This is a genomic window from Sphingomonas sp. CD22 (assembly GCF_034556155.1).
Classification (GTDB): domain Bacteria; phylum Pseudomonadota; class Alphaproteobacteria; order Sphingomonadales; family Sphingomonadaceae; genus Sphingomonas.
In genome coordinates this window covers 609,765-628,681 of sequence record NZ_JAYDYX010000001.1, presented here as the reverse complement: position 1 = coordinate 628,681, position 18,917 = coordinate 609,765, and the positions used below count along the sequence as shown (strand labels likewise).

General features: G+C 70.8%; 13 protein-coding genes. 7 read left to right on the top strand and 6 right to left on the bottom strand.

Annotated elements, in window-relative coordinates; translation table 11 throughout:
- The first annotated feature begins 134 nt into the window (after positions 1 to 134).
- Both SFC76_RS02800 and SFC76_RS02795 read left to right on the top strand, forming a co-directional pair.
- Positions 135 to 2,531, top strand: coding sequence for a TonB-dependent receptor (locus tag SFC76_RS02800; protein WP_322847955.1), 2,397 nt, complete (start codon positions 135 to 137; stop codon positions 2,529 to 2,531).
- Positions 2,532 to 2,571: 40 nt separating this feature from the next.
- On the top strand, positions 2,572 to 3,402 hold the full coding sequence (locus tag SFC76_RS02795; RefSeq protein WP_322847954.1) for an aldo/keto reductase: 831 nt from the start codon (positions 2,572 to 2,574) through the stop codon (positions 3,400 to 3,402).
- 7 nt (positions 3,403 to 3,409) lie between these two features.
- On the opposite strand, the gene SFC76_RS02790 is transcribed toward SFC76_RS02795, so the two are convergent.
- Together SFC76_RS02790 and SFC76_RS02785 are read right to left on the bottom strand one after the other, a co-directional pair.
- Positions 3,410 to 4,375 carry an alpha/beta hydrolase gene (locus tag SFC76_RS02790; protein WP_322847953.1) on the bottom strand — a complete coding sequence of 322 codons (966 nt, stop codon included), beginning with the start codon at positions 4,373 to 4,375 and terminating at the stop codon, positions 3,410 to 3,412.
- Between the two features lie 60 nt (positions 4,376 to 4,435).
- A complete protein-coding gene (locus tag SFC76_RS02785; protein ID WP_322847952.1) occupies positions 4,436 to 6,184 on the bottom strand; it encodes an alpha-amylase family glycosyl hydrolase in 1,749 nt (582 codons plus the stop codon).
- Positions 6,185 to 6,315: 131 nt separating this feature from the next.
- Between SFC76_RS02785 and SFC76_RS02780 the strand changes: the two genes are divergently transcribed.
- Positions 6,316 to 7,782, top strand: a complete 1,467-nt coding sequence (locus SFC76_RS02780; protein WP_322847951.1) for an MFS transporter — start codon at positions 6,316 to 6,318, stop codon at positions 7,780 to 7,782.
- 15 nt (positions 7,783 to 7,797) lie between these two features.
- Here the strand turns inward: SFC76_RS02780 and SFC76_RS02775 are convergent, their stop codons facing one another.
- On the bottom strand, positions 7,798 to 8,817 hold the full coding sequence (locus SFC76_RS02775; protein WP_322847950.1) for a LacI family DNA-binding transcriptional regulator: 1,020 nt from the start codon (positions 8,815 to 8,817) through the stop codon (positions 7,798 to 7,800).
- A gap of 65 nt (positions 8,818 to 8,882) precedes the next feature.
- On the bottom strand, positions 8,883 to 9,830 hold the full coding sequence (locus SFC76_RS02770) for an NAD-dependent epimerase/dehydratase family protein (RefSeq protein WP_322847949.1): 948 nt from the start codon (positions 9,828 to 9,830) through the stop codon (positions 8,883 to 8,885).
- A 91-nt stretch (positions 9,831 to 9,921) separates the two neighbouring features.
- Between SFC76_RS02770 and SFC76_RS02765 the strand changes: the two genes are divergently transcribed.
- Positions 9,922 to 10,815 carry a LysR family transcriptional regulator gene (locus SFC76_RS02765; RefSeq protein ID WP_322847948.1) on the top strand — a complete coding sequence of 298 codons (894 nt, stop codon included), beginning with the start codon at positions 9,922 to 9,924 and terminating at the stop codon, positions 10,813 to 10,815.
- Here the strand turns inward: SFC76_RS02765 and SFC76_RS02760 are convergent.
- Together SFC76_RS02760 and SFC76_RS02755 are read right to left on the bottom strand one after the other, a co-directional pair.
- Complete coding sequence (locus SFC76_RS02760; protein WP_322847947.1) at positions 10,782 to 12,140, bottom strand: sensor histidine kinase; 1,359 nt, start codon at positions 12,138 to 12,140, stop codon at positions 10,782 to 10,784. The genes SFC76_RS02765 and SFC76_RS02760 overlap by 34 nt on opposite strands.
- Entirely contained in the window at positions 12,137 to 12,811 is a 675-nt protein-coding gene (locus SFC76_RS02755) for a response regulator transcription factor (RefSeq protein WP_322847946.1), read from the bottom strand. Before SFC76_RS02755 ends, SFC76_RS02760 begins: the two co-directional genes overlap by 4 nt.
- An 87-nt stretch (positions 12,812 to 12,898) precedes the next feature.
- Between SFC76_RS02755 and SFC76_RS02750 the strand changes: the two genes are divergently transcribed.
- Genes SFC76_RS02750 through SFC76_RS02740 form a run of 3 tightly spaced genes read left to right on the top strand, consistent with a single transcriptional unit; the run spans position 12,899 to position 18,776 of the window.
- Entirely contained in the window at positions 12,899 to 14,161 is a 1,263-nt protein-coding gene (locus SFC76_RS02750; protein WP_322848062.1) for an efflux RND transporter periplasmic adaptor subunit, read from the top strand.
- Positions 14,158 to 17,355 carry a CusA/CzcA family heavy metal efflux RND transporter gene (locus SFC76_RS02745; RefSeq protein ID WP_322847945.1) on the top strand — a complete coding sequence of 1,066 codons (3,198 nt, stop codon included), beginning with the start codon at positions 14,158 to 14,160 and terminating at the stop codon, positions 17,353 to 17,355. The genes SFC76_RS02750 and SFC76_RS02745 overlap by 4 nt, the downstream gene beginning before the upstream one ends.
- On the top strand, positions 17,352 to 18,776 hold the full coding sequence (locus SFC76_RS02740; RefSeq protein WP_322847944.1) for an efflux transporter outer membrane subunit: 1,425 nt from the start codon (positions 17,352 to 17,354) through the stop codon (positions 18,774 to 18,776). The genes SFC76_RS02745 and SFC76_RS02740 overlap by 4 nt, the downstream gene beginning before the upstream one ends.
- Positions 18,777 to 18,917: the final 141 nt, after the last annotated feature.

Genomic DNA, 18,917 nt, shown 5'->3' with positions numbered 1-18,917 from the left:
GGCCGCCCCAAGCCGAGCGATGCCGCGGCCAACAATTCCTCTGTCCGCCAATCCGAACCGTCCGGTAGGAATCATCGCTCATGCCGCTATCGGCAGACGGGGACGACGGGCGACACGCCCGCGACGGGGGTATCATGGCAGTATTTCGATCATCGGCGCCGCACGTCCTGTGCGCGCTCGCGCTCGGCACCGGCATCGCCGCCGCCCCCGCCGCGGCGCAATCGGTCGCGCCCCAGCCGGATGCGGTCGCGAGCCCCGCATCGTCGGAGATCGCCGAGATCACCGTCACCGCCCGCCGCCGCACGGAAAGCCTCGCCACCACGCCGGTCTCCGCCACCGTCCTGTCCGGCAGCGACCTGCTCCAGCAGAACGTCCGCAGCTTTCAGGACCTGCGCGGCGCGGTCTCCAACCTCGAACTGGTGCCTTTGCTGTCGGGCGGGACGAGCTTCACCGTCCGCGGCATCGGCCAGACCTTCAACCAGGTCAATTCCGATACAAAGGCCGGCTTCTACGTCGACGAAATGTACGTCAGCCGGCAGGAGGGCAACGACCTCTATTTCTACGACATCGCATCGTTGCAGGTGCTCAAGGGTCCGCAGGGCACGCTGTTCGGCAAGAACACCACCGCGGGCGCGGTGCTGCTGACCACGCAGCGGCCGACCGACCGGGTCGAAGGCTATGCGCAGGTCCGCGCCGGCAGCCTGCGCCGCATCGATACCGAGGGCGCGCTCAACCTGCCGCTCGCCGACGGCATCTACGCCCGCGCCAGCTTCCGCACGCAGAGCGTCCGCGGCTTCATCAAGCACCTGCTCGACGACGGGCGCAGCGGCAACGTCAACAACCAGTCGGGCCGGCTGCAGTTGCGCTTCGACAAGGGCGGCCCGCTCACGGTCGACCTGCTCGGCGAGTACAACCGCTCCTCGACCGACGGCGGCGCGACCATCCCGCTCGCCTGCCTGCCCGGCGCGGACTATATCCAGAATTACGATGCGCTGCACCGCGTGCCCTATTGCACCGCTTATCCGGTACTCGGGCGCAGCGACACGGTCTATGGCGGCGCGACGCTGCTCGCACCGACCAGCGCCGCGGTCACCGACCTCGCCCGCGGCGGCGATGCCGACGGCGCGGGCCGCTATCGCGGGCTCGGCCCGTTCAACCGCACGACGGCGACGACGTTCAACGGTCGCCTCGGCTACGATCTCGGCGGCGGCGTCTCGCTGCACAGCGTCACCGCCTATCGCCGCTCGCGCGCGCGTTTCTACACGCCGGTCAACGATGCCCCCAACGACATCTACGCCGAATATGACGACACCCGCACCAGCCAGTTCACGCAGGAAGTGACGATCGGCGGCACCGTCGCCGACGATCGCCTCACCTTCCTCGCCGGCGGTTTCTACTTCCAGCAGAAGACCCGCTTCCTGCAGGACACCGGCCCCGACTGGATCGATCCGCTCGGCTATGTCTACGATGCCGCATTGACCTACCGCAGCTACGCCGGCTTCGCGCAGGCATCGTACAAGGTCACGCCGAAGCTCGAACTGACGCTCGGCGCGCGCTACACCTACGATCGCAAGACCGGATCGAGCTACGTCTTCTTCGCCGGCCGCACCAACACCTTCCTCTACAATGGCGTGCCGACGTCGTGCGGCTATTTCGCCGGCGACTTCCTCGGCGGCATCGCCAATTGCGGCGGCGCGCCGTTCACCGCGCGCGGCCGGGATCATTGGGACGGCTTCGATCCAAAGGTCCAGCTGTCCTATCGCTGGTCGAACACCGTGTTCACCTATCTCACCGCGGCGCACGGCTATAACGCCGGCGGCTTCAACCAGCAGATCGGCGGCCCGTCGAGCGACGGCCGCTTCCCCTCCTCCTACGATCCCGAGAAATTGTGGTCGTACGAGGCCGGCATCAAGCTCGACCTGCTCGCACGCCGCGCGGTCATCAACCTGTCCGGCTTCTACCAGAAATATACCGACATCCAGGCGGGCGTGAACGTGCTGATCGGCAACGTCTCGACCCGCCAGGTGCAGAGCGCCGCCTCCGCGCACGAGGCGGGGTTCGAAGCGGAGGTGGTGCTGCGCCCGGTGCCGGACCTCACGCTGCGCGGCAACGCCGCCTATCTGACGCAGGGCTATGACAGCATCCGTCCCAATGCGGTGACGCTGACGCTCGACACGCCGGTCAATTCCGCGCCCAAATATACCTATAGCGCCGCGCTGGCCTATGATTTGCACCTCGGCGACGGCGGCACGCTGACACCGAGCGTCGACGTGCGCGGTGTCGGAGCCAAGCCCGCCTGCCAATCGGGGGCGGACTATGTCTGCCGCCTGCCCGCCTATGCCTTGGTCGGTTTCCGGCTCGATTTCGCCCCGCGCGCCGACGGGCCGTGGCGGATCGGCCTGTGGGGCACCAACCTCTTCGACAAGGTGACGCAGCAGGCGCGCACCGGCTTCTTCGGCGGCTTCGGCATCGATCGCTTCACGCCCGGCCGGCCGCGCGAGATCGGCGTGGAGAGCTCGCTGCGCTTCTGACCGCGTCGATCCAAATCGCCGCTCGGGCGTTCGATGCGATATGAAGACGATTGCCCTGCCCGACGGCACCGCTGTTCCCGCGCTCGGTCAGGGCAGCTGGATGATGGCCGAGGACCCCGCGCGCCGCGCCGACGAGATCGCCGCGCTGCGCGCCGGGATCGACCTCGGCCTGACGCTGATCGACACCGCCGAAATGTATGCCGACGGCGAGTCCGAACGGCTGGTCGGCGAGGCGATCGCCGGCCGTCGTGATTCGATGTTCCTGGTCAGCAAGGCCTATCCGCAGAACGCCTCGCGCGACCGGCTGCCGCAGGCATGCGAGGCGAGCCTGCGCCGGCTCGGCACCGACCGGCTCGACCTCTATCTGCTGCACTGGCGCGGCGGCGTCCCGCTTGCCGAGACGGTCGCGGCGATGGAGCGGCTGGTCGCGGCGGGCAAGATCCTGCGCTGGGGCGTCAGCAACCTCGATACCGACGACATGGAAGAGCTGGTCGCCGCCGGCGGCGCCGGCTGCGCCGCCGACCAGATCCTCTACAATCTCACCCGCCGCGGCCCCGAACACGATGTGCTGCCCTGGCTGGCGCAGCGGGGGATCCCGGTGATGGCCTACAGCCCGGTCGAACAGGGCCGCCTCGCCGGCCACCCCGCCCTCGGCGCGCTGGCGGCGGACAGGCATGTGACGGCGGCGCAGCTCGCGCTCGCCTGGCTGCTGGCCCGCGACGACGTCATCGCCATCCCCAAAGCGGGCACGCTCGCCCACGTCCACGCCAACCGCGCCGCCGCCGACCTGACGCTCACCCCCGCCGACCTCGCCCGCCTCGACCACCTCTTCCCCCGCCCGACCCGCCCGGTACCGCTCGAGATGCTGTGACCGGCGGCTAGAGGAAGCGATTGTCCTTGAGCCACCGTTCGAGCAGTCCGGTCCAGCCATCGACGGCAAGACCGGTGCGCCGCAACGCGAAGGCGTGGCCGCCCTTGCCGAACAGATGAACCTCCGCCGGCACTCCGGCTTCGTCCAGCGCGCGCGCATAGACGATGCTGTTGCAGATCGGATCGGTGGGATCGTCCCATGCCTGGACCAGCAGCGTCGGCGGCGTGCGGGCGGACACGTGGATACCCGGATCGAGCGTGGCGCCGGCGCGACACAGGTGGCCGGGATACAGCGCCACGGCGAGGTCGGGCCGGCTGCTCACCCGGTCGATCGCATCCACCGGCCGGTAGGCGGGGGTGAGGATGTTGCTGGTCTGCGCCACCAGATAGCCGCCAGCGGAAAAGCCGATGACGCCGATCCTGTGCGGATCGATCCGCAGCGTCGCCGCGCGGCTGCGGACCAGCCGGATGGCGCGCTGCGCATCCTGCAACGCGAGCAGACGCTTCGGCGTCACGGCGCATTTGCAGACGGGATCCCAATGATGGTTGCTGTTCGGCACGCGATATTTGACCAAGATGCAGACGATGCCGCGGGCGGTCAGCCAGTCGCACGCCTCGCTGCCCTCCAGATCGATCGCCAGCATCTGAAACCCGCCGCCCGGAAACACCAGCATCGCCGCATGGCTGGCGATGCCCTTCGCCGGGAAGACGGTGATCGTCGGCGTGGCGACGTCGAAGACGCCGGTGACCGGCCGCCCGGCGAAGCGCCGCGGGTTGACGCTGGTCTCGCTATGCTCGGCTGACCGGCCGGCCGCTGCCATGTCGGGCGCCGCACCGGGCCAGATCGGCTCCTGACGCAGGCCCGACGGCGGTCGCCAGATCCCGCTCTGCTTGACGGGGGTCGGCGCCGCGCCGCCGATCACCCCCGCCAGCCCCAGCAGCCCGGCCCACCTCGTCCAGCCACGACGCCGCATCGCTTCCGCCTCCGCTCGATACCGGAAGCTTAGCGATAAGAGCCTGCCGGGAGCAACGTCTCAGTCGCGCGCCAGCCAGAGGATACCGTAGGCCGGGATCGTCTCGCCCGCCGGTGCGCAGGTCAACATGTCGACACGACCGCCGCCGCGATCGATCGGCCGCGCCGCGTCGTGGAAATTGGCGAGCACCAGGACGTCGCCGCGATCGATCGCCAGCACGCCGTCCGCCGTGACCTCGGCGCGCGCCGGCGCCGCGGCGGCGAAGGCGGGGCTGCCGGCGCGTGCCGCGATCAGCGCGCGGGTGATGCGGAGGAACGACGCGCCCGGACCGTCGTCGTTCGCCGCCGCCTCGGCACGGGTCCAGTCCATCGCTGGCCGGTGCAGCCAGCGCGCATCGAGCGCCGCCGCACCCGCTTCGTCGTTGGGCAGGCCGATCTCGTCCCCCATATAGAGCATCGGCATGCCCGGCAGCGCCAGCAGCACCCCCAGCATCAGCCGATAGCGGGCGAGCGTCGCCGCGCCCTCGCCGCCGAGCAGCGACGCGAGCATGCCGACCGTCGCGACCGGCGCATCGGCGCGCGCCTGGAACGAGCGGCCCTGCGCGTAGCTGCCCGCGCCGGCGAAGAAGGCCGAACAATCGCGCAGCACCGCCTCGGGCACGATGCCGCGCAACGCGGTCCAGATGATGTCGTCGTGGCAGCGCAGATAGGTCAGCCACGCGGTGTCCGGGCGCGCAAGCCGCGTCTGGTCGAGCACGGTGACCAGCGGCGCCGCATCCCCGGTCGCCAGCGCGGTCCACAGCGCCGCCATCGCGCCGTTGTGATAGGCGATCTGGCAGGCGCGGCTGCCGTCCGCCGGCTCCAGATAGGGCAGCACCTCGCGCGTCTGTTCGATCGCCTCGGCGAGCAGCGCGACGCCGGGCGCCACCGCGTCGAGCCCGGCGCGCAGCGCGGCGACCAGCCGGTGCGTCTCGGGCAGGTTGCGCGACGCCGTCCCCTGCCGCTTCCAGAGGTAGGGCGCGCTGTCGAGCCGGAACACGTCGACGCCGACGTTCGCCCAGAACAGCAGCACGTCGAGCATCTCGCGGAACACCGCGGGGTTCGACCAGTCGAGATCCCATTGGAACGGATAGAAGGTCGTCCACACCCAGCCGCCGAGCGCCGGCTCGTGGGTGAAATTGCCCGGCGCGGTATCGGGGAAGACCTCGTCCAGCCCGGCCTCCCACGCGGCGACCTCTTCGGCCTGCGCGACGATCCGGAAATAGCCGCGCTTGTCGGCGTCGCCGGCCAGCGCCGCCTGCGCCCAGGCGTGATCGCGCGCGCAATGGTTGAGCACGCAGTCTATCGCCAGCGCCATGCCGCGCTCGTGCAGGTCGCGGGCGATCGCGCGCACGTCGTCGACGCTGCCGAGCCGCGGATCGACCGCGCGATAATCGGCGACCGCGAAGCCGCCGTCGCTGTCGCCCGCTTGCGGCAGCGTCATCGGCAGCGGGTGGAGCAACCGCACCCCCAGCCGGTTGAGCCAGCCGAGCCGCAGTTGCAGCCCCGACAGATTGCGCGCGAAGCGATCGACGTAGAAGCTGTAGCCGATCATGTCGGGTGCCCCGAACCAGCGCGGGTCCCCGGCGCGATCGCGGTCGAGCGTGCGCAGATCATAGGCGCGCGCCTCGGCGGCGGCATCGAGCATTCCGCGCAGCCGGACCTGCTCGTCGGCCCAATGCGGATGATCGCGATACAGCGGATCGAGCAACGCGATCAGCGCCGCGCCGCGATCGGCGGGCCCGCCGCCCGCCGCTGGTGAACCCCACATGCCCATTCTCCCTGCCGCCGCGGGTATCAACAGCGACGGCGCCCTGCCCCGATGATGCGCGCCGCCTTTCACAATCGATTGTGGTCGTCAAGCCGAGCGCATATGACGGCGGCTCCGGGGGAGAGGCGACGATGCACGACGGCACAAGCGGCACGACGAGGGCGCGGCTCGGAATCGGGCATATCGTCCAGATGAACCTCGGCTTTTTCGGCCTGCAATTCAGCTTCGGGCTGCAACAGGCCAATATGGGGCCGATCTACGGCTATCTCGGTGCCGACGAGGCGACGCTGCCTTTGCTCTGGCTCGCCGGACCGGTGACCGGGCTGCTCGTCCAGCCGATCGTCGGCGCGCTGTCCGATCGCACGGTGAGTCGCTGGGGGCGGCGCACGCCCTATTTCCTGATCGGTGCTGTGCTATGTTCGCTGGGACTGCTGGCGATGCCGTACAGCCGCAGCCTGTGGATGGCGGCCAGCCTGCTGTGGATCCTCGATGCCGCCAACAACGTGACGATGGAGCCCTATCGCGCCTATGTCGGCGACCGGCTCGACGCGCGGCAGCGGCCGCTCGGCTTCCTGATGCAGAGCGCGTTCACCGGCCTCGCGCAGACGCTCGCCTATCTGTCGCCGTCGCTGCTCGTCGCGCTCGGCATGAGCCGCGACACGGTCGACGCCAACGGCATTCCCGACATCACCCGCATCGCCTTCCTGATAGGCGCGGCGCTGTCGCTCGGCACGATCCTCTGGTCGGTGTGGCGGGTGCCCGAGGTGCCGCTCGATCCCGCGGCGGTCGCGGCGATGCGGCGCCGGCCGCTGTCCGCGGCGACCGCGCTCGCCGACATCGCGGCGGCGATCCGCGAGATGCCGCTGGCGATGCGGCGGCTGGCGATCGCGATGTTCTGCCAATGGTATGCGATGTTCGCTTATTGGCAGTTCATCGCGCACGGCGTCGCCGTCTCGCTCTATCAGACCAGCGATCCCGCCAGCGCCGGCTTCCGCCAGGCGGCGCTCGACGTCGGGCTGCTCGGCGGAGTCTACAATTTCGTCGCCTTCGTCGCCGCCTTCGCGCTCGTGCCGTTCACCCGGCGCGCCGGGCCGAAGATCGTCCACGCCGCCTGCGTCGCGCTCGCCGGCGTCGCGATGCTCGCCATCCCCGTCTGCCCCGATCGGTGGACGCTGCTGCTGCCGATGATCGGCATCGGCTTCGGCTGGGCGAGCCTGATGGGCAATCCCTATGTCATGCTGACCGACAGTATCCCGGCCGAGCGTAACGGCGTCTACATGGGCATCTTCAATATGTTCATCGTCGTGCCGATGATGATCGAGAGCGTGACGATGCCGTTGCTCTACCGTTCGCTGCTCGGCGGCGATCCGCGCCACGTCGTCATGCTCGCCGGCGGGCTGATGATCGCCGCCGCGGTCGCGACCCTGGCCGTGGTCGACACTCGATCGAAGTCCTCCCCCGCAAGGGGGGAGTGGCATGCCGAAGGCATGACGGAGGGGGAGGACACGGAACGGAAGACGTCGCTTACCTCCCCCTCCGTCACGGCTTCGCCGCGCCACCTCCCCCTGGCGGGGGAGGAATTTTCTCAAGATGTCTGAACGGCAATCGAGATCCTAGCCGTCCGCGGCCCGCGCCATGCCGGCTGAGACGGTCGAGCCCCGCACGACCAGTTCGGCGGGCAGCAGGCAGGACGGCGCGGCCCGCCCGGCGAGCCGTTCGAACAGCGCCGCGACCAGCCGCCGCGCGCCTTCGGCGACGTCCTGGCGGATCGTCGTCAGGGCGGGCGTGACGTGCGCCGCCATCGTCACGTCGTCATAGCCGACGATCGCGACCTCTTCCGGCACCCGCAGTCCCGCCGCGACCAGCGCCTGCATCGCGCCGATCGCCGCGACGTCGGACGCGGCGAACAGCGCGTCGGCGCGCCCGCCGCTTTGCCACCAGTCGCGCACCGCCGCACCCGCCGCATCGAGCGTCGCCGCCGCCGTCACGATCGCGACTTCCGCCCCCGCCAGCCCCTCGCGGAAACCGGCGAGCCGCTGGCCGAACTCGGGCAGCCCGGCATCGCCGACGAAGGCGAAGCGTTGCCGCCCGAGCCCGCGCAGATGCCGCGCCGCGACCCGCCCGCCCTCGCGATTGTCGGACCCGACCGTCGGATAGCCCGCGTCCGGCAGTTCCGCACCCCACACCACCAGCGGCGGATAGCGCCGCGCCACCCGCGCGATCGCCTCGGCCTGATCCGACTGGCCGATCAGGATCAGCCCGTCGATCTTGCCCGAATCGACCAGCCGGTCGAGCCAGTCCCCGTCCGCCGGCAGCACCCGGCTGAGCACGATGTCGTAACCGTGCATCACCAGCGCATCGGCGACATGCCCCAACAGGCTGAGGAAGAACGGATCGGTGAGATGCTGGCCGACCGCATGGCCGAGCGGCCAGGCGATGCCGATCGCGTTGGTCCGCTGCAGGCGCAGGTTCCGCGCCATCTCGTTGGGGCGATAGCCATGCGCCTCGGCGAGATCGCGTATCCGTTCGCGCGTGCCCTCGGCGACTGACCAATGGCCCGACAACGCGCGCGAGATGGTGGAGATCGACAGGCCGCTCAGTCGGGCGAGATCGGAAAGGCTCTTGGCACGCATGGCGACGACTAACCCCGTGGCCTGCGGGCAAAGTCAAGTCTGCGGCGGCACGTTCGCCGCGCGTGTCACAGGCAGCCGAGGCCGGCGAGCGTCGCCCGCACCGCCGTCTCCAGCGGCGTATGCGGCTCCTCGCCGAGCGCCGCGACCAGCCGGGCGTTGCCCAGCCGGACCGGCCGCTGCCACAGATAGCGCATCTCCATCATCTCGCGCGGGGTCGTCGCGACCAGCGCGGCGAGCCGCAGCAGCCACCACGGCAGCGGCCGGATCGGCACGCTGGGGTCGCCGAGCACCCGCGCGATCGTCTCGACCATCCGGCGGCCGTCGCCATCCCATTGCCCCTCCATATGGAAGCGGTCGAAGGCGGACGATCCCGGCCGGTCGAGCAGCCGCACCATCGTCTCGGCGACATCGGGCAGATACGCCCATTGATGGCCGACGCCACGCCGCCCCGGCTGGCGGATCACTTTCGGGCGCGCGCCGGGCGCGATCAGCCCCTGCGCGAACCAGCTGTTCGCGGCGCCCGGTCCGAAGAAGTCGCCGGCGCGGACGATCAGCACCCTCGCCTCGCCGCGCTCCGCCGCCGCCTGCAACCGCCGTTCCAGCGCCACTCGGATCGCGCCCTTGCGCGTTACCGGCCGCTGCGGCGCCTCCTCGTCGATCGGGTCGCCGGCATCGGCGCCGTAATTGTAGACCGTACCGGGCAGGACGATGCGCGCGCCGCTGCTCCGCGCCGCGGCGATCGTCGCGTCGATCATCGGCAGCACCAGCCGCTGCCAGTTCCGATAGCCCGGCGGGTTGACCGCATGGACGATCACCTCCGCCCCGCGCGCCGCGGCGTCGACCGCCGCCGGGTCCATCGCATCGCCGATCACCGGCACGCAGCGCGGGTCGAGCCGCGCCGCGCCCTGCCGGACGAGCGCGCGCACCTGCCAGCCGTCGTGCAGCAGCCGCTGCGTCATCGCGCTGCCGATCCCGCCGGTCGCGCCCAGGATCAATGCCGTCCGCTGTGCCATCACCATCTCCATCATCGTTCGATCAATGGAATGGGCGCATCCCCGCACAACGGGAATTGTCGAAAGCCGGTGGGATGCTATACGCAAATGGATGAACAGCGAACCGAGTTGGGACGTCTATCGCAGCTTCGCCGCGGTGCTGCGCGAGGGGTCGCTGTCCGCTGCCGCCCGCGCGCTCGGCATGACCCAGCCGAGCATCGCCCGCCACGTCGACGCGCTCGAACGCGCGGTCGGCGGCACGTTGTTCGTCCGGTCGCAGCGCGGCCTGTCACCGACCGATCGCGCGCTCGCCTTGCGGCCGCATGCCGAGGCGCTGGCGGTGGCGGCGGACGCGCTGCGCCGGACCGGGACCGGCCGGCCCGACGCGGTCGACGGCGTGGTGCGGATCAGCGCCAGCCATTCGGTCGGCGTCGCGCACCTGCCGCCGATCCTCACCGCGCTGCGCCGGGACCATCCGCGCCTGATCGTCGAGCTGGCTTTGTCGAACGAGGTCGACGACCTGTTGCAGCGGCGCGCGGACATCGCCGTCCGCATGGTCGAACCCGTGCAACAGGCGCTGGTGGCGCAACGGATCGGCGCGCTCCACGTCGGCTTCCACGCGCATCGCGACTATCTCGACCGCCGCGGTATGCCCGCCGCCGCCGCCGACCTGCGCGCGCACGACCTGATCGGCTTTGATACCGAGACCCCGTTCATCCGCACCGCGATGCGCCATCTGCCGGGGATCGACCGCGACGCCTTCGCATTGCGCGTCGACAGCGAGGCGGCGCAACTCGCGGCGATCCGCGCCGGGTTCGGCATCGGCATCTGCCAGGTCGCGATCGCCCGCACGGATCCCGCGCTGGTCCGCCTGCTGCCCGACGTGCTCGACCTGCCGCTGCCGGTATGGATCGTGATGCACGAGGATCTGCGCCGCGGCGAACGTTATCGCGCGGTCTTCGACGCGCTGGTTCAGGGCCTCTCCGCCGTCGCCGCGAACGGCTGAGGCAGCGCGTCGCCCGCCACCGGTCGCCTGAAGCGGATCGTGGCGCGCAACCCGCGCCCGTCGTCGCCCGCGCCGATGTGCAGCCGCCCGCCGTGCGCCGCGGCGACGCGCTGGACGATCGACAGGCCTAGGCCGAAGCCCTCGGTACGCGCGGTGCCGGCACGCCAGAAGCGCGTCGCCATCCGTTCGAGATGCGCCGCGGCGATCGGCGGCCCGTCGTCGCCGACGCTCACCTCCGGCCCCGGCCCGACCCGCACGGTGATCCGCGTCCCCGGCGGCGTATGCCGCGCGGCATTGTCGATCAGATTCTCCAGCGCCAGGCCGATCGCCCCGGCATAGCCGGGCAGCGCCGGCGCGCTGCGATCGTCGAGCGCGATCCGCCGCCCGCCCGCGATGATCGCCGGCGCGCGGTCCGCGACCACGTCGGCGGCCACCGCGATCAGGTCGATCGCCGCCCCCGCGCCCTCGATGGGCCGTTCGAGTTCCGCCAAAACGAGCAGTTGCGCGATCACCCGCGCCGCGCGATCGACCTCGGCGAGCAGCTTGCGCCGGATGGCCTCGTCGGGGATCGCATCGGCGCGCAGCCGGATCGTCGCCAGCGGCGTGCGCAGCTCGTGCGCGACGTCGGCGGCGAAGGCGGTCTGCGCGGCGAACGCCTGTTCGAGCCGGTCGAGCGCGGCATTGGTCGCCGCCGCGAGCGGCTCGACCTCCCACGGCAACGTGCCATGCGGCAGCCGCCGGTCGAGCGTCTGCGGGCCGATCGCCGCGGCGATGTCCGACGCCGCGGTCATCCGCCGGGTCAGCCGCCGCGTCAGGCCGACGCCGACCAGCGGCAACAGCACGACCAGCGGCAGCAGCAGCAGCGCGAAGCGGGCGAGGAAGGCGTCGACGATATCGTCCGCCACCACCTCCGGCGCGGCATCGTCCTGCGCCACCACCACCCAGCGTCCGCCCGCCGGCCGGCTCACCGCCGCCAGCGTGCCGCGCCGCACGATCCGCAACTGCCGGTCGAGCGGCACCGCGGCGATGATCGCCGGCCGCGACCGCCCGCGCTGCGCGAGGATGCGCCGGCCGCGATCCACCACGGTCAGCGTCAGCCCTCCCGCGAGGATGTCGGCCGCCTCGATCGCCTGGCCGGGATCATGGCCGCGCAGCAGCGTCGCGACCCCCTCGGCCTGCTGGCGCAGCACGTCGCGCTGGTAATGATGCGCGACGCGATGCAGCATCATCGCGCCGAGCGGCAGCATCGCCGCCGCGATCAGCGCGGTGACGCCGTGCAGCAACGCGAACTGCCCGGCGAGCGAGCGCGGCGCGCGCAGTCTCACGCCGCGGCGCGCAGCAGATAGCCGACGCCGCGCACCGTCTCGATCCGCGCGCCCGTCTCCGCCTCGTCGAGCCGCTTGCGCAGCCGGTGGACATAGACCTCGACCGCGTTCGAGCCGAGGTCGCCGCCGGCGCCGAACAGATGATCCTCGACCAGGCGCTTGGGCACGACGTTGCCGCCGCGGCGCAGCAGGAGTTCGAGCAATTCGGTTTCGCGCGCCGACAGCGGCAGCAGGGTCTCGCCGACCCGCGCCACCCGCGTCTCGACGTCGAACGCCAGCCGCGCGCAGCTCAGCGACGCGCCGAGATAGCCGCCCTGCCGGCGCAGCACCGCGAGGATGCGCGCGTGCAGTTCGTCGGGATCGAACGGCTTGACGATATAATCGTCGGCGCCGCCGTGCAGCCCGCGGATACGCGCATCGACGCTGCCGCGCGCGGTCAGCGCCAGCACCGGGCGGACGTTGCCGCCCGCGCGCATCCGCCGCAGCAGCGCGAGCCCGTCGCCGTCGGGCAGGCCGAGGTCGAGCAGCAGCGCGGCATGGTCGATCGCGGCGAGATACGCCTCCGCCTCCTCGATGCTGGCGGCATGGTCCACCGTCATGCCGCGCTGGCGCAACGCACCGGTCAGCGCGTCGGCGAGCGCGGCATCGTCCTCGATCAGCAAAATCCGCAAACTACCTCCCGCGCCGCAGCATTCGTCAGCGTGCTGTAAGCCAGCCCGCCTATCGGCTCCAGGCTTCATCGCATGCGCAGGTCCCCGATGCACGCCACCGAACACCCCGAACCCCTCGCCCCCGCCACCACGCTGTCCCGATCGGCGCAATGGCGCTGGCTGGGTATCGTCGCGGTCGTGCTGGCGGGCGTGGTGCTGCTCGTCCTGCTCGTCGGCAAGCTCACCCATCATGAGGAGACCGCGCCGCCGCCCCCGCCGCCGGGCACCTTTCGCCCGAGCAAGGACCAGATGGCGACGCTCACCACGATGCGGGTCGGCATGGGCGCGTCGGACGCGCGCACGCTGGCCAGCGGCGCGATCACGGTAGACGGCGACCACAGCACGCCGGTGCTGATGCCCTATACTGGGCAGATCGTCCGCGTGCTGGTCGACGCCGGCCAGCGCGTCACGCAGGGGCAGCCCTTGCTGCTCGTCCGCACCAGCGACTTCGTCGACGGCCGCAACGCGCTGTTCGCGGCGCGCGCCGCCTATCAGAACGCGCAGGCGCAGCTCGCCACCGCACAGCGCACCGCCGAACGCCAGCGGCTGATCTACGAGACCGCGGGCGGCGCGCAGAAGGACTATCAGCAGGCGCAGACCGATCTCGCCGCGGCACAGGCGACCGCACGCACCGCCGCCGCCGCGCTCGGCGCCGCGCGCGACAAGCTCGCCGTGCTCGGCAAGTCCCCGGCGGAGATCCGCCAGCTCGAAGGGGTCGGCGAAGTCTCCGGCATCCACGACGTCACCACGCTGCACGCGCCGATCAGCGGCCTGATCGCCTCGCGCGACGTCTCCGCCGGCCAGTACGTCAGCCAGGGCGGCGACAAGCCGGTGATGACGATCACCGATCCCTCGCGCGTCTGGCTCGTCGCGCAGGTCGCCGAGAGCGATGCCGAGGCGATCCACGTCGGCGATTCGGCGACGGTGACCACCCCCGCCCTGCCTGGCCGCCGCTTCCAGGCACGCATCGACCTCGTCGGCGCCGCGCTCGATCCGCAAACCCACCGCCTGCCGGTGCGCGCCGCGATCCCCAACCCCGACGGCGCGCTCAAGCCGCAGATGTTCGCCAGCTTCCAGATCCACCGTGCGCAGGCCGGCGACGCGATCCGCGTCCCCGCCGCCGCGGTGATCCACGAGGGCGATCAGGCGCGCGTCTGGGTGGTCCGCCCCGACGGCCTGCTCGTCGCGCGCGACGTCGTCGCCGGCGACGCGCAGGACGGCCGGGTCGTCATCGCCAAGGGGCTCAATCCCGGCGAGCGCATCGTCACCGCCGGCGCGCTGTTCGTCAACGAGGCGGGGATCGGCGAATGAACCGCATCGTCGCTTTTGCCCTGCGCCAGCGGCTGCTCATCGTCGGCGTCTTCGTCGCGATGCTCGCCGCCGGCGTGATCGGCTTCGTCAACCTCAATATCGAGGCCTATCCCGATCCGGTCCCACCGATGGTCGAGGTGATCACCCAGACGCAGGGCCTGTCCGCCGAGGAGATGGAGCGCAACGTCACCATCCCGATCGAGGTCGGCATGGCGGGCATCCCGCACCTCACCGCGATCCGCGCGATCAGCCTGTTCGGCCTGTCCGACATCAAGATCCAGTTCAGCTACGACCTGACCAACGACCAGGCCAAGCAGCAGGTGATCAACCGCCTGTCGCAGCTCCCGCCGCTCACCGGCGGCGCGCAGCCGACGCTATCGCCGACGAGCCCCGTCGGCGAGATCTACCGCTACAAGATCAGCGCGCCCAAGGGCTATTCGGTGATGGACCTCAAGACGTTGCAGGATTGGGTGCTGCAACGCCGGTTCAAGCGCATCCCCGGTGTGATCGACGTCACCGGCTGGGGCGGCAAGCTGCGCGCCTATGACGTGGTGATCGACAACGACCGGCTCGCCGCGCACAACGTCACCGTCAGCCAGGTGCTCGCCGCGATCGCAAAGAGCGACGGCAACGTCGGCGGCCAGACGATCAACTTCGGCAGCCAGGCGGCGATCGTCCGCGGCGTCGGCCTGATCCAGACCCCCTCGGCAATCGAGAACGTGCTCGTCGGCACCGCCGGCGGCCAGCCGGTGCAGATCAAGGACGTCGCCCGGGTGACGATCGGCAACAGCCCGCGGCTCGGCATCGCCGGCTACAACGACCAGGACGATATCGTGCAGGGCATCGTGCTGATGCAGCGCGGCGCCCAGTCGATGCCGACGATCCAGGCGGTGCAGAAGGAGGTCGCCAACATCAACGATTCGGGCGTGCTGCCGCCCGGCGTCCATCTCGACCGCATCTACGACCGGTCGGACCTCATCCACCTCACCATCCACACCGTGCTCGAGAATATGGTCGTCGGCATCCTGCTGATCTTCGCGTTGCAATGGCTGTTCCTCGGCAATCTGCGCAGCGCGATCATCGTCGCCGCCACCATCCCCTTCGCGCTCGCCTTCGCGATCCTGATCCTCGTGCTGCAGGGGGAGAGCGCCAATCTGCTTTCGGTCGGCGCGCTCGACTTCGGCCTCGTCGTCGACGCCTGCGTCATCATGGTCGAGAATATCTTCCGCCACATGGTCGAACGCTCGGCCCATGTCGAAAGCGGCCGCGGTCACTATACGCTCGCCAACCGCTTCTCCGCCGTGCTCGGCGCGAGCAGCGAGGTCAGCCGCGGCATCTTCTTCGCCGCCGCGATCATCATCGCCAGCTTCCTGCCGCTGTTCACGCTGACCGGCGTCGAGGGCCATATCTTCGGCCCGATGGCCAAGACCTATGCCTATGCGATCACCGGCGGCCTGCTCGCGACCTTCACCGTCGCACCGGTGCTCGCCACCCTGCTCCTCCCCGACAAACTGTCCGAGGTCGAGACGTGGATCGTCGGCAAGCTGCGCCGCGCCTACGAACCCGCCGCCGCCTTCGCGCTCGGCAACCGCGTGCTGGCGCTGGGCGGCGCGGCGCTGATGCTGCTGATCGCGGTGATCGGCGTGCGCACGCTCGGCATCGAGTTCCTGCCGCACCTCGAAGAGGGCAATATGTACATCCGCGCCACGCTGCCCGGCTCGATCAGCCTGGAGGCGGGCGACCCTACGGTGAACGGCATCCGCCGCATCATCGCCGGTTATCCAGAAACGACCGCGGTGCTCTCCGCGCACGGCCGCCCCGACGACGGCACCGACGCGACCGGCTTCTTCAACGCCGAATTCTTCGTGCCGCTCAAGCCCGCGGACGAATGGCCGCACGGCGTCACCAAGGAGACGCTGATCGCCGAATTGTCGAAGAAGCTCGCCGCCCGATATCCCGGCGTCGACTTCTCCTTCTCGCAGATCATCGAGGATAACGTCGAGGAGGCCGCATCGGGCGTGAAGGGCGCCAATTCGATCAAGCTGTTCGGCCCCGATCTCGCGACGCTCGAAAAATACGCCAACCAGATCAAGGACCAGATGAGCCAGGTTCGCGGCATCGAGGATCTCGGCGTGTTCCAGTCGCTCGGCCAGCCGACGGTGCGCGTCGACGTCGATCGTGCCCGCGCCGCGCGCTACGGCCTCACCCCCGACGACGTCAACGCGACCGTCGCCGCGGCGGTGGGCGGCAGCTCGTCCGCCGACCTGTACGAGGCCGGCACCGACCGCCACTTCCCGATCATCGTCCGGCTGAAGCCCGAACAGCGCGATTCGCTGGAGGCGATCCGCCGCATCACGATCGGCGCGCCCGCATCCGACGGCAGCAACACCACGATTCAGGTGCCGCTGTCCGAGGTCGCCGACGTCCACCTCACCTCGGGCGCCTCGTTCATCTACCGCGAGCATCAGGAGCGCTACATTCCGATCAAATTCTCGGTGCGCGGCCGCGATCTCGGCGGCGCGGTCGACGAGGCGCGCGCGCGGATCACGCAAAAGGTCCATCTGCCCGCCGGCTACCACCTTGAATGGGCGGGCGAGCTCGACAATCTCAACAACGCCATCGCCCGGCTGGAGATCGTCGTACCGATCAGCCTGCTGCTGATGCTGCTGCTGCTCTACGCCAATTTCGGCTCGATCCGCGACAGCCTGCTCGCCTTCGCGGCGATCCCGATGGCGGTGGTCGGCGGCGTGCTCGCGCTGGCGCTGACTGGCACCGCGTTCAGCATCTCCGCGGCGATCGGCTTCGTCGCGCTGTTCGGCATTGCGGTGATGGACGGCATCCTCGTCGTCACCACCTTCAACAATGCGGTGGACGAAGGCGTCGACCGCGCCGCGGCGATCGGCACGACGGTGCGCCACAGCCTGCGCCCGGTGGTGATGACCTGCCTCGTCGCGGCGATCGGCCTGCTGCCCGCCGCGCTGTCGACCGGCATCGGCAGCCAGGTGCAAAAGCCGCTCGCGCTCGTCGTCGTCGGCGGCATGGCACTCGCGCCGCTGCTCATCCTGCTGGTGCTGCCCGTGCTGATCGACCGCTTCTCGAAGCGCGTCCCGCCGGAGGATCGCGGCGCGCACGGTCGCGACGTCGGCCACGCGCCGCCGCACGGCGATGCCGCCGGGCCGGAGGTGCTGGCATGAGCCGCGCCCTCGTCCTGTTGCTCGCCTGCGCCACCGCCGCCTGTGCAAGCGGACCGCATGATCTCGACGCGCACGCACCGCTGCCCCCCGTCGCCACCCCGGCGCCGATCGTACCGGCGACGGGCACACCGCAGACCTTTACCGCAGCGCCGGCGCGCGCCGATTGGTGGACCGCCTTCGCCAGCCCGCAACTCGACGCGCTCGTCGCCGAGGCGCTCGCGCACAACAACGACATCGCCAGCGCCGACGCCTCGCTGCGGCAGGCCCGCGAACTGGCCGGTGCCGCCGCCGGCGCCGCATTGCCACAGGTCGATGCCGGCTATCAGGCGGAACGCGCCCGCGTGTCGAACGCACTCTCGCCACCGGTCGCCGATCAGGCGCAGCAACTCTACACGTTGCACACCGCGCAGGTGACCGTCAGCTACGCGCCCGATCTGTTCGGCGGCACCCGCTCGCGGGTGCGCTCGGCGCGCGCCACGGCGGAGGTGCAGCGCCAGCGCTTCGGCGCCGCCCGCACCACCGTTGTCGCCAACCTCGTCCAGGCGGTGATCCTGCGCGCCGCCTTGGCGGATCAGGTCACGGCCGCGCAGACCGCGGTCGCGGTCAACCGCGACATCCTCAACAGCCTGCTCCGTCGCCAGCAGCTCGGCGCGATCGGTGCAGCCGACGTGGCGACGCAGCAGACCGCGCTCGCCACCGCCGAGGGCGCCTTGCCGCCGTTGATCCGGCAGAAGGCGCACCAGCGCGTCGTCATCGCGACATTGCTCGGCCGTGCCGCCGGCGCCCCCTTGCCGGCGCTGCCCTCGCTCGCGGCGCTGACTTTGCCCGCAGACCTGCCCGCGGTGCTGCCCTCCGACCTCGTCGCGCGGCGGCCGGACGTGCTGGCGGCGCGCGCGCAGCTCGAAGGCGCCGGGGCCGACGTCCGCACCGCGATCGCGGCGCGCCTGCCGTCGATCACGCTCAGCGGCAATGCCGGCGGCTCGGCGCAGCGCTTCGGCGACATGTTCAAGGACGGCAATCCGTTCTGGACGCTGATCGGCGGCATCACCCAGCCGATCTTCCACGCCGGCGCGCTAAGACACCAGCAGCGCGCGGCGGAGGCGGCGCTCGACGGCGCCAAGGCCGCCTATCGCAACGCGGTGCTGCAGGCGTTCGGCGACGTCTCCGACGCGCTCACCGGCCTCGCCACCGACGCCGGCGCGCTCGATGCGGCGACGCGCGCCGCGGACGCCTCGGGCCGCGCGCTGACCTACGTCCGCCGCCAGCTCGCGCTCGGCGACGTCGGCACGCTCGCGCTGCTCAACGCCACCGCTGCCGACGCGCAGGCCCGTGCGCAACTCGTCCAGGCGCGTGCCGCCCGGCTGACCGACACCGTCGCACTGTTCCAGGCGAGCGGCGGCCCGGTCGCCACGACGCGCTGATCCGCCAAGCAACCGGGGCAGCGAAGGCGATCGCCGCCCCGGCACCGCTCGAATAGTCATACTGCCTGCAACGGTTATCGAGCGATTCGCGCAACTTTGCGCCGCCAGTAGGATGCAGCTGCCGTCATCCCCCTGATCGCC

What these genes read in the sequence shown, in the direction of transcription:
- SFC76_RS02800 (WP_322847955.1), top strand. Translation starts at nt 135, where the DNA reads ATGGCAGTATTTCGATCATCGGCGCCGCACGTCCTGTGCGCGCTCGCG.
- SFC76_RS02795 (WP_322847954.1), top strand. Translation starts at nt 2,572, where the DNA reads ATGAAGACGATTGCCCTGCCCGACGGCACCGCTGTTCCCGCGCTCGGT.
- SFC76_RS02790 (WP_322847953.1), bottom strand. Translation starts at nt 4,375, where the DNA reads ATGCGGCGTCGTGGCTGGACGAGGTGGGCCGGGCTGCTGGGGCTGGCG.
- SFC76_RS02785 (WP_322847952.1), bottom strand. Translation starts at nt 6,184, where the DNA reads ATGTGGGGTTCACCAGCGGCGGGCGGCGGGCCCGCCGATCGCGGCGCG.
- SFC76_RS02780 (WP_322847951.1), top strand. Translation starts at nt 6,316, where the DNA reads ATGCACGACGGCACAAGCGGCACGACGAGGGCGCGGCTCGGAATCGGG.
- SFC76_RS02775 (WP_322847950.1), bottom strand. Translation starts at nt 8,817, where the DNA reads ATGCGTGCCAAGAGCCTTTCCGATCTCGCCCGACTGAGCGGCCTGTCG.
- SFC76_RS02770 (WP_322847949.1), bottom strand. Translation starts at nt 9,830, where the DNA reads ATGGCACAGCGGACGGCATTGATCCTGGGCGCGACCGGCGGGATCGGC.
- SFC76_RS02765 (WP_322847948.1), top strand. Translation starts at nt 9,922, where the DNA reads ATGAACAGCGAACCGAGTTGGGACGTCTATCGCAGCTTCGCCGCGGTG.
- SFC76_RS02750 (WP_322848062.1), top strand. Translation starts at nt 12,899, where the DNA reads ATGCACGCCACCGAACACCCCGAACCCCTCGCCCCCGCCACCACGCTG.
- SFC76_RS02745 (WP_322847945.1), top strand. Translation starts at nt 14,158, where the DNA reads ATGAACCGCATCGTCGCTTTTGCCCTGCGCCAGCGGCTGCTCATCGTC.
- SFC76_RS02740 (WP_322847944.1), top strand. Translation starts at nt 17,352, where the DNA reads ATGAGCCGCGCCCTCGTCCTGTTGCTCGCCTGCGCCACCGCCGCCTGT.